The organism is endosymbiont of Lamellibrachia barhami, from assembly GCF_011947365.2.
Taxonomy (GTDB): Bacteria; Pseudomonadota; Gammaproteobacteria; order Chromatiales; family Chromatiaceae; genus QGON01.
Map to the genome: position 1 here is coordinate 1,082,460 of NZ_JAAVSH020000001.1, position 14,353 is coordinate 1,096,812.

Below are 14,353 nucleotides of genomic sequence, written 5' to 3' on the forward strand. Positions count from 1 at the left end.
AAGACATTGATGCAAAAACAGAGACTTCAGTTTCTCACCTTGATTATGCTATCTCCCTTTTTCTGCACGGGACAGACAACAGCGTCCGGCTCGGAGATGGATCTGTTTGCACTGAATCTGGAGCAGTTGTTGGCGATTGAGGTCTCCACTCTGAACAAGCGGCCTCAGTCACATTTCCAACTGCCGGCGGCGAGCTATATTCTCAACAGGAAAGAGATCAAGCGTTCGGGGGCGCTGACCATACCCGATCTGCTGGCGCGGGTTCCCGGCGTTTTCGTAAAGCAACTGTCAAGTGATTTCACTGCCGTTTCGGTGCGCAACGATGTGCAGGTCTTCAACACCAGTCTGCTGGTACTCATCGATGGCAATCCCTTCTATCTGCCAGTCACCAGCAACGCCTTCTGGTCTGCGCTGCCGGTGGCTGTGGAGGAGATTGAGCGGATCGAAGTGATCCGGGGCGATGGAGGCACCGCCTGGGGGACCAACTCATCGAGTGGCGTGGTCAATATCATCACCCGAACCGCCGCTACAGATCCAGGTAAGCAGGTGAGCGGTGTTGTGGGCAATAACGGTCTGCTGCGCACTCACGGCACGGTATCAAACGACGGATTGAAGCTCAACGCACATCTGGAACGGGGTAGTGGCTGGTCAGATGACCCCTCTTCTTACCGTAATGGCTACCTCTCTGCACACTACGAAAAGGATCTCTCCGAATGGCATGCCGTTCTTTCCGGGCGGCTGCTTGAGAAGCGCACATCCGATGTGGAGAGTCTCTATACCGGTACCCTTGAGGATGCAGGAAGCCACAGCTACAGCGCCACGCTCTCCATTTTACGCGATTTCGGGGAAGACACGCTCTTTCTCAAGGCCTTTGTCTACGACTTTGGAACAGATGTGGCTGTGTCCAGCACACAGGATGTACGGCAAAAAACCTACGATCTGGAGGCGAGCTATCTGCTTAGACACACCCTGTGGCAGCAAACTCAATTCGGTATCAACTATCGTCGCTACGTCTCAGAAATGGGGCCACAACCCTTTGTCAACCAGAGTGACGAGAGAATCAGCGACTCATTGGTCAGTCTGACCATCGACCACGAAAGCCGAATCAGCCAGCAGATGACGCTCAATCTCGGGCTACGCCATGAGCGGTTCAGCCTGCTTGCCGACGACGATGGAGTCTGGTCCTACAGTCTGCGGTTGTCACACCAACTCTCGGAACAGACAGTGGTCTGGGGCAGCGCGAATCAATCCTGGCAGTTGCCCTCTTATGCTCAGACCGATTTCGAGGCATTTGCAGGGGCTGCGGGATTCAGTCTCTTCTATCAGATTGGTAATCCGGATCTACAGCCGGAGCGTAACCGAAGCCTCGAAATCGGCCTGCGCAATCGCTTTGCCGGGAACGGAACGCTCGACCTGAGCGCTTTCTACGGGCAGGTCCGTGATGAAGCCTTCGTTGACCCGTTGGCGATAACCGTCGAACCCGTCGGGCCGTTCACCCGCTTCAACCAGACCTATACCAACCACATCGAGAGCCGGTTGTGGGGGGTTGAGCTGCTGTTGGGTTGGGACGTCACCCAGGCGTTACATACTGATCTCGGCTTGACCTGGTTTCACAAAGAGTCCGATGTTCAGGATGGTCGCTATCGGGGGGAGATCAACGAGCAGTACGCGCCGGAGTACAAGGTCACGCTCAACAGCCGTTACCGCTTCAGTGAAAAAACGGACCTCTCCCTGTTCCTGCTGTATGAGGCGGGACACAGCACTCAAGCCGCCACCCTCTATACTCCTACTGGCCAGACCGATGACCATTTTCGTCTGGATGGTAGTCTGAATCACCACTTCTCGCCTCAAGGCAGCCTCTCACTTGGATTCAAGAATCTGTTCAATTCGGCAGTGGAGTGGGACTATCCTTTCGCCGTCGCCCAACCTGTTGAGGTTGAACCCAGTGTTTGGTTGAAACTGGGGGTTACCAGTTCGACTGATGAAACAGCCCACCCTGCAAAAGCGCGCAAGAGATAGAGGATTGATTTCCCTGTTGTTGTTTCTCATGACATTCACAGGCGATTTTGCCATCGCCGGTTCCGACACCTCTGATGAATACGCCGTCAAAGCGGCCATGATCTTCAACCTTCCCGGATTTACTCACTGGCCCGAACGGGCACTTTCCGAGTCATCGGGCACACTGGATCTATGTGTTGTGACCAACGACAGGGTGAGGGGGGGTCTTGCCGGTCTTGATGGGAGAGCCGTTGGCAAACGTCGTTTCCGAATAAGAACGGTGGACACTGAAATGAAATTTGCAGGTTGTGATCTGCTTTTTGTCAGCCGCACAGAACAACACAAGCTATCCCACATCTTCAGGCGCGTTGAGGGGCAACCCATATTGACCATCGGAGAGACAGATGAGTTCGTGGAAACCGGCGGCATGATCAGTCTGATCACAATGGCACAAAAGGTAAAACTTAAGGTAAATCTCAATGCTGTCCGCCAAGCGGGTATGAAGCTCAACTCCAGATTGCTGAGATTGGCAACCATTGTGGAGAACCGGAATGAGTAGAATCTGGGCGATCCAGCGTTGGCGTGATACTTCGATCCACACCAAGTTGATCCTGGTGATGGGGATTGTCGCGGCTGTTACGCTGCTGCTCTCATCAACAGCTATCGGCATCGGCGAATGGCATCGTGAACAGCAGAAATCCCGCGAAGAGTTGACCGAACTGGCCAGTGTGATTGCCTGGAACAGCGCTGCGGCCCTGGCGTTCAATGACAGGGAGACTGCGATATCAACCTTGGGCTCGCTTTCCATCCGCTCAGAGATCGAGGCAGCGCTTCTCATACTCCCGAAGAGTGGGGTCTTTGCCGCTTTCAATCCAGGTGGTATCGATACAGAGTGGGTGCACGACTCCCTGGCTCGACATGAAACGAACCAGGAGGATGATGTGGAGATACCCGATCCACAGGATGTCCTGCCAGGAGCCCGGTCACACAACCATTGGCATTTCTCCGTGCCCGTTGTATTGCATGAAAACTTGATCGGAGAGCTTCACATCATCTACCGGCCTTCGAGAATCATCGATCATATGAGCGAGTATCTGGCCAGTCTGGCCACGGTTGCCGCAATAACCTTCCTGGTGGTCATCCTGCTGGCCTCATGGCTGCAAAAGCTCTTTTCTGCACCGCTACAGAATCTGCTCGAAACTATCAGGGAGATATCTCACAAAAGAGACTTCGGCATCCGTATCGTCGCTGCAGGTAACGATGAATTTGGCAAGCTCACGCATAGCTTCAACCGGATGATCGATGAGATTCAGCAGCGGGAAACCGAACTTGAAGGGCACCGAAAACACCTCGCACAGGAGGTGGAACGGCGTACTCAAGAACTGACGGAAACGCTGGAACAAGCTGAATTCGCCAATCAGGCCAAGTCCATATTTCTGGCCAATATGTCTCATGAACTGCGCACCCCGATGCATGCCATTCTCAGTTTCTCTTCATTCGGTCTGAAAAAAGGAGAAACCGCAGAGCGGCAAAAACTGATCGAGTACTTTACCCATATTCAGACAAGTGGCAACCGGCTACTGATACTGCTCAACGACCTGCTGGATCTGTCCAAGCTGGAAGCGGGACGCATGACACTGGAATATCGGCTGCATGATTTAAAGAGTGTGGCAGAAGATACCATTCACGAGCTGCGGGGACACATTGCAGATCAAGGCGTGTTGTGTGAACTCCTGCCCTCGGAAACAGATACCCTGGGAAAGTTCGATGCCCTGCGCATCGGCCAGGTGATAACCAACCTGCTCTCCAATGCCATCAAGTTCACTGCTACCGGGGGACATATCCTGATCTCTATCAGTCAGGAGATTCTGGAGATTAACGGCCATGAGATACCTGGGCTGCAGCTGAACGTTCTTGATCGGGGCGTTGGCATCCCGGAAGCAGAATTGGATACTATCTTCGATAAATTCATCCAGAGCAGCAAGACCCGCACCGGGGCTGGAGGCACCGGCCTGGGGTTGGCGATCAGCAAAGAGATCATTGAGGCGCATGCAGGACGGATCTGGGCTGAAAACAACTTGGAACAGGGGGCGCAGTTCCACTTTCTGATCCCGGTCACTCCCCTCATCTATCCTACAGAGGAAAACAGAGCACAGTGAGCATGCGACTATTTCAACCTCACTCTGAACTGATCTCCCTGAGCAAGGAGCAGCAGCGACAGGTTGATCAAGCGGGCAGTATTGACCTTGGTCGGCGCTCAGGTGTCATCGCGTTGGCCTATCCAGTGATTCTCGGCATTCTTGTACTGGGTAACCCAGAACTGTACGTCAAAATGGATCTTTTAAGCCTGGTGGTTTTCAGCCTGCTCCTGGTCAGCTCGGTCAGGTTTATCTATGGTCGCCGGCTCGCTCAGGCCACTGATAAAAACATCGATGGGCTAAGGCTTCGATACGTTTTATGGACCCTGGGAACGGTACTGCTGATTGGCGTGATGCTCTGCCTAATTGTGCTCGTTACCGAACTCTCGCTGGAGGGTATGACTGCGATTGTGATCGGCCTGGGAATATGCGCCGGCGCCTTGGCTACAATGAATCTCTATCAACTGCCGTGGGCCTTTTTTCAGTTTCTGATACCTGCGTCCGACAACCGGGAAAATCTGGGAACTGATTAAAGGAAAATCGTGAGATGCCGATAATTCTTGCATTCAGAATTTAAAACCAAGGAACCCCTGATTAATTGAGTTACTGTCATCCAGACCGCAGGGAGAGATCTCAAACCACCCTGCTATCAATAGGTTACGAGGGTTAACAGTTCTCGCTATGCTCAAGCAGTGCTACACGGATATCGCGTTTACAAACCTAAGGATGGAGATGGCAATTAATCAGAGGATCCAAAAGTTATGGGAACATAAAAAATGGAAGAGCAAATAAAGACCCAACCCCTGATTCTTGGTGTTGACGATGAACCCCTTAACCAAGTCATTCTCGAAGAGCTTCTGTCCAATGAATTTGAACTGATATCCGTAGAAAATGGCCAGGCTTGCATCGAAGCCGTGTCAACCCGCAAGCCCGACTTGATCATCATGGATGTCAACATGCCGGTACTGAACGGGTTGGAAACCTGCCGCCGACTCCGTCAAGACCCTGGCTGCAGCGAAATCCCGATCATTTTTGTATCGGCTCTGGCATCATCCGAAGAACGCCTGGCAGGGTATGAAGCAGGCGCTGATGACTACATTACCAAGCCATTTGATGAAGATGAGCTTAAAGCCAAAATTTGCATTGCACTAAAAAACAACGAGCTGAAGAATAGTCTGCGCAACTCTTCTCAGGATGCCATGCAGATGGCGATGATGGCCATGAGCAGTGCCGCAGAGTTCGGGGTGATTTTAAGGTTTTTCCAGAACAGTTTTACCAGCAAGGATTTCACCGAACTTGGGCAGCAAGTCTTTTCTGTTCTGGATGAATATGGGTTATCCGGAAGCCTGATAATGAAACAGCAGCAGGCGCACCTCTTCATCACGAAAGATGGGCTGGATCGCCCTTTGGAGCAGTCAGTGCTGGAAAACCTGATTGGCGGGCAGCGCATCTTCGAGTTTGGCAGCCGAGCCGTCTTCAATGGTGAGAGGGCATCACTGCTGATCCGCAGTATGCCTCATGATGATGGAGAAAAGGTGGGGCGTCTGAAGGACACCCTTGCGGTGCTGATTGAGGGTGTGGATGCCAGAATCAAGGGCATAGAGACCGAGCAGAAACTCTACAGGCGTCAACAGGAACTCTCCGAGGTCATTGAAATGGCCAAACAGAGCCTTGCCGGGATCGACAGCAAACATAAGCAGCAGCGCATAGAGAATGCCCAGATACTCTCTGATATGGGGGTAGACATAGAGAGATCCTTCATGCATCTGGGTCTTTCAGAAGAGCAGGAGAAGGCGCTCATGGAGATGGTCACTGACACAGAAGCCAAGACTGATGCCTTGTACGAGGCCGGGCTGAAGCTGGATGAGCAGTTTGGAAATATCATGCTCCGTCTCAACTCTTCATTGAAGGAAAACACTGAAACTGGCAGATAAAACGCCACGCTGGGGTCTGGCCGATATAGGGTTTTATCGCTGCCGACAAAACAGGCAGAATGACCACCTGCGCTTATGGATCGGCATGCTGCTCACGGATATCGACCAGCTGATCCAGAATGGTGTTGAAGGCGGTGACCAGGGTTGGATCGAAGTGGATGCCGGACTGCTCATTGATCAGTTTCATCGCGTTCTCAATCGGCCAGGCGGGCTTGTAGGGTCGAGACATGGTCAGAGCATCGAATACGTCGGCAACAGCAACTATACGGCCTTTGATCGAAATCTGATGACCTTTCAGTCTTTTTGGATACCCGCTGCCATCCCATTTTTCATGGTGTGTCAGCGCGATGGTACGGGCACATTCGATGAGCGGGTTGGAACCACCCCGGAGAATTTTGGCGCCGATGCTGGTATGTGTCTTCATTATATCCCACTCATCAGCATCCAGCTTTTCCGGTTTCAGCAGGATCTTGTCTGGAATACCAATCTTGCCGATATCATGCATTGGCGCTGCATAGAGTATCCGTTCCGCCTCCTCCGCACTCAACCCGATCTGTAGGGCAAGCAGCCTGGAGTAGTGTCCAACACGAACAGTGTGTTCTCCCGTTTCGGTATCACGGAACTCAGCAGCATATCCCAGGCGTTTGACGATCTCCGCCTGGGTTTCCAATAGCTCTCTGGTTTTTGCTCTGACCGCACGCTCCAGGGTCGAACTGTAGTGAGTGACCAGTTTATGGGCGAGAGATACTTCAAGCAGATTGTAGGCACGGCTCAATACCTCTTCGCTGTCGAACGGTTTGACCAGGAAATCCTTGGCGCCTCCCCGCAGGGCCCGCAAGCGCGTCTCCCGATCACCTATTGCAGTGAGTACAAGCACCGGCGGTTGGGGTTCGTACTTCAGCTCGCTGAATTGCGACATTACCTCGAACCCGTCCATATCCGGCATGTTGAGATCCAACAGTACCAGATCGAAGCGTTGCTGCTTGAAAATCGCTACGGCCTCTTTCGGGTCTGTAGTGGATTGGACGTTTGGGTAGCCGGCGTTCTCAAAAATCTCTTCCATCACGAGGAGATTCAGTGGTTCGTCATCAACTACCAGAATCTGCCCGGCTTTGATTTCCGACTTGGTGATCATGCTTATCCCATCATCATATTGGTACGGTAATCAATTACTACTCGCCCTGCGGGTGCAGTTTGAGTGATTTGACGAATATGAATTTGTTGCTTTGTTTAATGGATGTTTTGTACATTGTCGAAAATAGTGATTGGTTAATGATAACTAACCGAGTTGAAATAGATTGATAATCATAGCAAATGTTTTGGTAGGTTTTGTCGCCTTTCTTCATGTTTCTTTCCTTGTTCTCGAAATGTTCCTTTGGGATAAATCAGTTGGTCTGAGGACATTTGGACATACTAGGGAATTTGCCAGAGTATCAAAGACTCTCGCAATGAATCAGGGACTGTATAACGGGTTTCTGGCAGCTGGACTTGTGTGGGGTCTTAGCCTGGGATTGGCAGGGGATTCTACCAAGATCTTTTTTTTGGGTTGCGTAGTGATTGCTGGAATCTTCGGTGGAATAACAGCAAGTCAAAAAATACTGTTGTTTCAGGCGTTACCGGCGGTTTTGGCCCTCGCTGCTCTATTTCTTACTTGAGCGCACCAAATTTTCCAGGCTGCCGATCAAGGGATGGCCTTGCAATCATTAACCAGCGCCCATCCAACAACCCATATCCAACCACAAATAACACGAGGCGCATGAAGATAAAAGATTGATATAACGGCATATTTTCTTTATGTTCTTCGTGCGCTTCGTGGTAAAAACAGTGTTTTCGGACGGATGCCATCAACTATAGGACCTGTCGAATATTCTCCTGTTTCAAAAACACCTCCTCACTTTCCTGTTCTGCATGAATGGGCTCTCCAAATAGCTGTTGAAATTCATCGACGGCAATGTAGGACCAGGCAGAGCGGTCACTGAATAACTGCTTCATCAAGGCATGATTGAGCGAATGGCCTGGTTTGTAGGCGTAGTAGTGACCGAATATCGGTACGCCCGCAAGCGCAAGATCACCAAAAGCGTCGAGCACTTTGTGGCGCACAAACTCGTTGTCGTAACGCAGTCCACCCTCATTGACGATGCGTTCTCCATCCACCAGTATTGCGTTGTTCAACGACCCCCCCAGGGCGAGTCCACGACTCCGCAGCCCATTCAATTGTTGGGCGAAGCCAAAAGTCCTTGCTCTTGCGATATCGTTTCTGAACGCTTCATTCACCAACTCCACGGAGAATGTCTGCGCGCCGACCGCAGTACCTGGAAAATCGATGGCAATGGTAATCCTGGGCGTGGGATGTGGCATGAGGATGGCGAACTTGTCACCCTCGCGTACCTCAATCGGCCGCTGTACCCATATCGCATGCCGGGGCGCACTCTGTTTCCGGGTACCGATACGCTCGATGGTGGTAGCGAAAGGTGCCGCACTGCCGTCCATGATTGGGACTTCCGGACCATCCACTTCAACCAAAGCGTTATCCACGCCGCAGCCGAAAAGGGCGGCCATCAGATGTTCTACCGTATCGACGGTTGTTCCCTGTTTATTCATCAGCGTCGTTGACATGGTTGTGGCCTGCACGTTGTACCAACGTGCAGGGATCAAACCGGTGCCAGCTTCAACATCTTTGCGCAGAAAGTAGATTCCACTGCTGTCCATGCTCGGTTTAAGTGTGATCTTGGCTCTTTTGCCGCTATGCAAACCGATACCCACGAAACTGATAGGTTCCCGAAGGGTTTTCTGGTATTGGATATGATGGTTCACGGCGCACCTCCTAGTGTCATGCTCAACACTAAAGGAGGTGGTTAAACTGAGCTGGTCCCTTACCGCCAATCACATGTCTGAAGGCGTCACTCGATCATATTTGTGAGGGATGGATTTGGATCCGTTCTCTGGATGTTTCCCTGAACTGCTGTGGGCTCTGTCCGGTCCAGCGTTTAAAGGCGCGGGAGAAATTACTCGGTTCACTGAAGCCCAGCATATAGCCGATTTCGATGATCTGGCGCTCGCTGTTTGTCAGATACTCCTGTGCCAACTGCCGACGTGTCCCTGCCAGTACCTCTTTGTAACTTGTCCGTTCATTTTTCAGTTGCCGCTGGAGGCTCCGCAGACTCATATTGAGTCGCTGCACAATCGACGCTTCACTGATGGTCCCGCCGGGCAGGGCGTCGATGATCAGCGTCCTGAGCCGTGCGGAAAGCGTCTGAGGGTCAAAGCGTTTCAGATATTCGATGACGACCTGATCGTTTACTCTTGCCAAATCAGGGTTGGCGGTGGGCAGTGGTCGGTCGAATGTTTCCCGATCAAACAGGATCTGGTTGCTAACGCTGGAAAATGTGACGGGGCAGCCAAAGTAGTGTCGGTAGCGGCTGACGCATGTGGCTGGGGATTTTCTTTGCAGATAGACGTGAATAGGGCGCACTGTGGAACCGGCCGTGATACGGGACATCTCCACAAACACAGCCAGGGTGCCATCGATGGACGCGGGATCCGGCGCGGCCCGGAAACGTTCTGTGGAGAAGTCGACTCTATAGCGATCACCCTCTGAATTCAGGCTGATCTTGAATGCAGTGGAGAGGAAACGCTGATAACAGACGACCCGTTCGATCGCTTCGCGCAGGCTGTTACTCGAGATCATGGAAAGCCCAACCCCATGTAGCGCGGCAGGTTGCACTACATCCGCCAGTCCCAATCCGAAACACTCGTCCCCGGACCATTCCACAGCCAGCCGCCATGCACGCTGCATCAAAGGGACTGAGATTCGCCCATTCGGGTCGTTATATTCACCGGGTCCGATACCTAACTGCGAAAGAAATGCCTCAAGGTCGATACCCCTGGCGACAACTGCCTGGGCCAGCAGCGAGGCGGCACTGACCAGGGTCGTGTTGGTGCTCTGTTCTTCCGATGCCTTCATCAGCGACTTGGATATTCCAGATATTATTTTGTTGTCCATAGGGTACAATTCGCCCCCATGTTTTGCGAATACGATCTTCACAATCACTCTACAGCCTCAGACGGCACTCTGGCGCCTGCCAACCTGGTGCAAATGGCGGCAGATGCCGGTGTGCGCGTATTGGCATTGACGGATCATGACAGTACCGAAGGTGTTGCCGAGGCGGTGAAGGCAGCCGCACGGCTGGATATCCATCTGATTGCGGGGGCTGAAATCTCCGTCACCTGGCAGCGGCAGACAGTCCACATCGTAGCGCTGAATCTCGACACCGATTGCGGGGTACTGCAAGAAGGTCTGAAAGGCCTGCGCCAGCGGCGGGATCGACGTGCAGAGGAGATATCGCTGCGGCTGGAGAAGAGCGGAATTCCCGATGCACTCGAAGGGGCGCGCAGTTTTTCCAACGGCAGACTGATCAGTCGTACTCACTTTGCACGTTATCTGGCAAAGATTGGCGCAGCTTCCGACGAACGGGCTGTTTTCAAACATTTTCTGGTCAATGGCAAGCCCGGGCATGTTGCGGGCCAGTGGGCCTCCCTGGGTGAGGCGGTTGGCTGGATCAGGGAGGCTGGTGGGCAGGCGGTAGTGGCGCATCCGGCTCGATACAGAATGACGCGCACCAAGCTGCGGCGTCTGCTGGCGGATTTTGTCGAGGTTGGGGGCGTGGGGCTGGAGGTTGTCTCCGGCAGCCACAGCAAGGATGAGGCCTTTACCATGGCCCGGCATGCTGCGGATTTTGCTCTGCTGGCATCGGCTGGCTCAGATTTCCACACCCCGGACAATCCCTGGATTGCATTGGGACGCTTACCGCTGCTTCCCGATGGTTGTGTCCCTGTTTGGCGGGATTGGGGCCTCGCGTTGGAGAACCCAATTACGAGCAATGTCAGTTTGACGGACGAGAGATATGGCGCAGTTTTTTCAGATACACCCCGATAACCCCCAGCCGCGTTTGATCCGCCAAGCGGTAAATATCATCCGTCAGGGTGGCTTGGTGATCTATCCGACTGACTCCAGTTATGCCTTGGGCTGCCAGATTGGCGATAAGGGGGCGATGGAGAAGATCCGGCGCATTCGCAAGTTGGATGAGAGCCACAACTTTACGCTTGTGTGCCGGGATCTCACTGAGATCTCCAACTATGCCAAGGTGGGTAATCAGGAGTTCAGGCTGCTGAAGACGCTGACACCCGGTCCCTATACTTTCATCCACCAGGCCACAAAACAGGTACCCCGCCGGCTGCAGCATGCCAAGAGAAAAACCATCGGCATCCGCGTGCCCGACAACCAGATTGTCAAGGATATGCTCGAAGAGCTGGGAGAGCCGATCATGAGCACCACGCTGATCCTGCCGGGTGACGAGATGCCGCTCACCGATCCCTATGAGATGCGCCAGATTCTGGATCATGAGGTGGATCTGATCATCGATGGCGGTTATTGCGGATTCGAACCCACCTCTGTGGTGGTGATGACGGAAGAGACACCGGAAATCGCCAGGGCCGGCAAGGGCGATGTCTCCCTGTTCGAGGTATAATCCGCCGATGGACGAAATCTTATACAAACTTTCCATTTTTGCACTGCCCCTGCTGTTTGCCGTCACCGTACATGAAGCCGCCCACGGCTGGATGGCGGAGAAGCTGGGAGACGGCACCGCGCGTATGCTCGGGCGGGTAACGCTGAATCCTCTCCGGCACATCGATCCTGTCGGTACAGTGGTGGTGCCGATTGCAGTCTATCTGCTTAGCGGATTTATATTTGGTTGGGCCAAACCGGTGCCGGTCAACTGGAACAATCTGCGCAATACCCGGCGGGATGTGGCACTGGTGTCCCTGGCCGGGCCGGGAGCAAATTTCCTGATGGCCCTGATCTGGGCGCTGCTAATCTATCTGGGATTATGGATTTTTAATTCACTTGAATGGGTTGCGCGTCCATTGATCTACATGGGGGTGGCCGGTGTCCTTATCAACGCTATTCTGATGGCGCTGAACCTGCTGCCGGTGCCGCCTCTGGATGGTGGTCGCGTGGTCTATTCACTGTTACCGCCGAAGATGGCGCAGGTCTACTCCCGTCTTGAACCCTATGGCCTGTTTATCGTCGTCCTGCTGTTGGCCACTGGTCTGCTGGGGATGATTCTCTGGCCCCTGATCGGTTTGACCATCTCGATCCTGCCGGCAACAGATATCGTGACTCAACTGATCCCCGTCATCCTCAGTCCCGCAAGGAGTTGATCTTGAATTCTGTCTCCGCACAGCACTCGCGCGTGCTCTCCGGCATGCGCCCTACCGGCCGCCTTCATCTGGGCCACTACCACGGCGTGCTGAAAAACTGGGTGGAACTCCAGCACGAGCATGAGTGTTTCTTCTTCGTTGCCGACTGGCATGCATTGACCACTCACTATGATGACCCCTCAGTGGTTCCAGCGAGTGTCCGCGACATGGTGATCGACTGGCTGGCAGCCGGTGTCGATACTGAGAAGGCGACCCTGTTCGTGCAGTCCCATGTGCCGGAACATGCAGAATTGCATCTGCTGCTCTCCATGATTACCCCGCTGGGCTGGCTGGAGCGGGTGCCCAGTTACAAGGATCAGCAGGAGAAGCTGAAAGAGAAGGATCTGGCTACCTATGGTTTTCTCGGTTACCCACTGCTGCAGTCAGCGGATATCCTGATCTACAAGGCCGGATATGTTCCGGTGGGCGAGGATCAGGTGGCGCATGTGGAACTGACCCGTGAAGTGGCGCGCCGCTTCAACCATATATATGGGCGCGAGGCCGACTTCGAACAGAAGGCAGAGCAGGCGAAGAAGAAGATGGGCAAAAAGAGCGCCAAGGCGTTTGATCGATTCCGTCGCGCCTATCAGGAGCAAGGTGACCTGGAGGCACTGACCTCGGCCCGCGACTTGCTCGAATCCCAACAGAACATCACCGATAGTGACCGGGAACGGCTGTTCGGTTTCCTTGAGGGGGGCGGTAGGATCATCCTGGTGGAGCCTCAACCACTGCTGACCAAGGCCTCCAAGATGCCGGGGCTCGACGGCCAGAAGATGTCCAAGTCCTACGGCAACACCATCTCTCTGCGGGAGAGACCGGAGAAGCTGGAGACCATGCTCAAACGCATGCCCACCGACACCAACCGGGTACGGCGCACCGATCCTGGCGATCCGGCCAAATGTCCGGTCTGGCAGTTTCATGAGGTCTACTCCAACGATGAGATAAAGGCCTGGGTGCAGGAGGGGTGCCGCTCCGCAGGAATCGGCTGTCTCGATTGTAAGGCGCCGGTGATCGAATCGGTGCTGGCGGAACTCAGGCCGATGCAGGCGAGGGCGGAGGCGTTCGAGGCTCAGCCGGAATTGGTGGACGACATTATCACCGCAGGCTGTGAAAGGGCACGGGAAGTGGCGCAAGAGACCATGGCAGAGGTACGCCAGGTAATGTTTCTGGATCGCTTCTGAACCGGCATTCGAAAATGGAACCCACAGAAACGCATCCTCACCACCATCCTGAGCAGGAGGAGATGCCCTTCGCCGTGGTTCAGGGTGAACCTTTGGCAACGCCGCCGACGGATCTCTATATCCCGCCGGATGCGCTGGAGGTGTTTCTCGATGCTTTCGAGGGGCCATTGGATCTGCTGCTCTATCTGATCAAACGGCAGAACCTGGATATTCTCGACATCCCCGTCGCTGAGATTACCCTGCAGTATGTCCAGTACATCGAGATGATGGAGAATCTGCGGCTTGAACTGGCCGCGGAATATCTGGTGATGGCAGCGATGCTGGCAGAGATCAAATCCCGTATGCTGCTGCCGCGTCCGGTCAGTGAGGACGACGAAGGTGAAGACCCTCGGGCGGAACTGGTGCGCCGCCTGCAGGAGTATGAACGCTACAAGCAGGCCGCAGAGGATCTCGATGGCTTGGAGCACATGACCCGCGATAACTTCCAGGGGTATGCCGAACTGGTCGAACGCCATGTTGAGACGAGGGATCCTGATGTGGATCTGAAAGAGGTACTGTTGGCCTTTCGTGATGTGCTCCACCGGGCGGACATGTTTACCAGCCATCGAGTCGAAAAAGAGGCGCTCTCTGTCAGGGAGAAGATGTCTCTGGTGCTGGAAAAGATCAACGGCGAAAGTTTTACTGAATTTACCGATCTATTTGATTTCACCGAGGGCAGGCTGGGCGTAGTGGTCACTTTTTTGGCAGTTCTTGAGTTAATCAAGAGTTCGCTGGTTGAATTGGTGCAGTCGGGGTCCTTTGCCCCAATTCACATAAAAGCGGTGACATCCTGAGGAAATGA

Annotated in this window: 14 protein-coding genes; 11 read left to right on the top strand and 3 right to left on the bottom strand. The window is 53.6% G+C overall.

All coding sequences use genetic code 11. From position 1 onward, the window contains the following. Positions 1–9: 9 nt before the first annotated feature. The 5 genes from G9Q73_RS04880 to G9Q73_RS04900 all read left to right on the top strand — a co-directional run bounded on the left by G9Q73_RS04880 (position 10) and on the right by G9Q73_RS04900 (position 6,070). On the top strand, positions 10–2,019 hold the full coding sequence (locus tag G9Q73_RS04880) for a TonB-dependent receptor plug domain-containing protein (protein ID WP_177418796.1): 2,010 nt from the start codon (positions 10–12) through the stop codon (positions 2,017–2,019). Then, positions 1,982–2,557 (top strand): YfiR family protein, encoded by a 576-nt coding sequence (locus G9Q73_RS04885; RefSeq protein WP_177418797.1) that lies wholly within the window; start codon positions 1,982–1,984, stop codon positions 2,555–2,557. The genes G9Q73_RS04880 and G9Q73_RS04885 overlap by 38 nt, the downstream gene beginning before the upstream one ends. Continuing rightward, positions 2,550–4,157 (top strand): sensor histidine kinase, encoded by a 1,608-nt coding sequence (locus G9Q73_RS04890; RefSeq protein WP_177418798.1) that lies wholly within the window; start codon positions 2,550–2,552, stop codon positions 4,155–4,157. Before G9Q73_RS04885 ends, G9Q73_RS04890 begins: the two co-directional genes overlap by 8 nt. Further along, the gene (locus G9Q73_RS04895; RefSeq protein ID WP_177418799.1) at positions 4,154–4,669 is read left to right on the top strand and encodes a hypothetical protein; all 516 of its coding nucleotides are present in this window, start codon (positions 4,154–4,156) and stop codon (positions 4,667–4,669) included. Before G9Q73_RS04890 ends, G9Q73_RS04895 begins: the two co-directional genes overlap by 4 nt. 243 nt (positions 4,670–4,912) lie before the next feature. After that, entirely contained in the window at positions 4,913–6,070 is a 1,158-nt protein-coding gene (locus tag G9Q73_RS04900) for a response regulator (RefSeq protein WP_177418800.1), read from the top strand. Between the two features lie 73 nt (positions 6,071–6,143). Here the strand turns inward: G9Q73_RS04900 and G9Q73_RS04905 are convergent, their stop codons facing one another. Further along, on the bottom strand, positions 6,144–7,205 hold the full coding sequence (locus G9Q73_RS04905; protein ID WP_177418801.1) for an HD domain-containing phosphohydrolase: 1,062 nt from the start codon (positions 7,203–7,205) through the stop codon (positions 6,144–6,146). Positions 7,206–7,368: 163 nt separating this feature from the next. Between G9Q73_RS04905 and G9Q73_RS04910 the strand changes: the two genes are divergently transcribed. Next, a complete protein-coding gene (locus G9Q73_RS04910) occupies positions 7,369–7,725 on the top strand; it encodes a DUF1304 domain-containing protein (protein ID WP_177418802.1) in 357 nt (118 codons plus the stop codon). A 193-nt stretch (positions 7,726–7,918) separates the two neighbouring features. Here the strand turns inward: G9Q73_RS04910 and lpxC are convergent, their stop codons facing one another. After that, positions 7,919–8,884, bottom strand: coding sequence for a UDP-3-O-acyl-N-acetylglucosamine deacetylase (lpxC, locus tag G9Q73_RS04915; protein WP_369408836.1), 966 nt, complete (start codon positions 8,882–8,884; stop codon positions 7,919–7,921). A 94-nt stretch (positions 8,885–8,978) separates the two neighbouring features. Continuing rightward, complete coding sequence (locus tag G9Q73_RS04920) at positions 8,979–10,073, bottom strand: AraC family transcriptional regulator (RefSeq protein WP_177418803.1); 1,095 nt, start codon at positions 10,071–10,073, stop codon at positions 8,979–8,981. A gap of 18 nt (positions 10,074–10,091) precedes the next feature. Between G9Q73_RS04920 and G9Q73_RS04925 the strand changes: the two genes are divergently transcribed. From G9Q73_RS04925 to G9Q73_RS04945, 5 genes are read left to right on the top strand one after another with little or no spacing between them, the layout of a single operon-like run. Then, the gene (locus tag G9Q73_RS04925) at positions 10,092–11,006 is read left to right on the top strand and encodes a PHP domain-containing protein (RefSeq protein WP_177418804.1); all 915 of its coding nucleotides are present in this window, start codon (positions 10,092–10,094) and stop codon (positions 11,004–11,006) included. After that, complete coding sequence (locus G9Q73_RS04930; RefSeq protein WP_177418805.1) at positions 10,975–11,598, top strand: L-threonylcarbamoyladenylate synthase; 624 nt, start codon at positions 10,975–10,977, stop codon at positions 11,596–11,598. The genes G9Q73_RS04925 and G9Q73_RS04930 overlap by 32 nt, the downstream gene beginning before the upstream one ends. A gap of 7 nt (positions 11,599–11,605) precedes the next feature. Next, complete coding sequence (locus G9Q73_RS04935; RefSeq protein WP_177418806.1) at positions 11,606–12,292, top strand: site-2 protease family protein; 687 nt, start codon at positions 11,606–11,608, stop codon at positions 12,290–12,292. A 2-nt stretch (positions 12,293–12,294) separates the two neighbouring features. Next, entirely contained in the window at positions 12,295–13,512 is a 1,218-nt protein-coding gene (locus tag G9Q73_RS04940) for a tryptophan--tRNA ligase (RefSeq protein WP_177418807.1), read from the top strand. Positions 13,513–13,526: 14 nt separating this feature from the next. Then, positions 13,527–14,345 carry a segregation and condensation protein A gene (locus G9Q73_RS04945; protein WP_177418808.1) on the top strand — a complete coding sequence of 273 codons (819 nt, stop codon included), beginning with the start codon at positions 13,527–13,529 and terminating at the stop codon, positions 14,343–14,345. Positions 14,346–14,353: the final 8 nt, after the last annotated feature.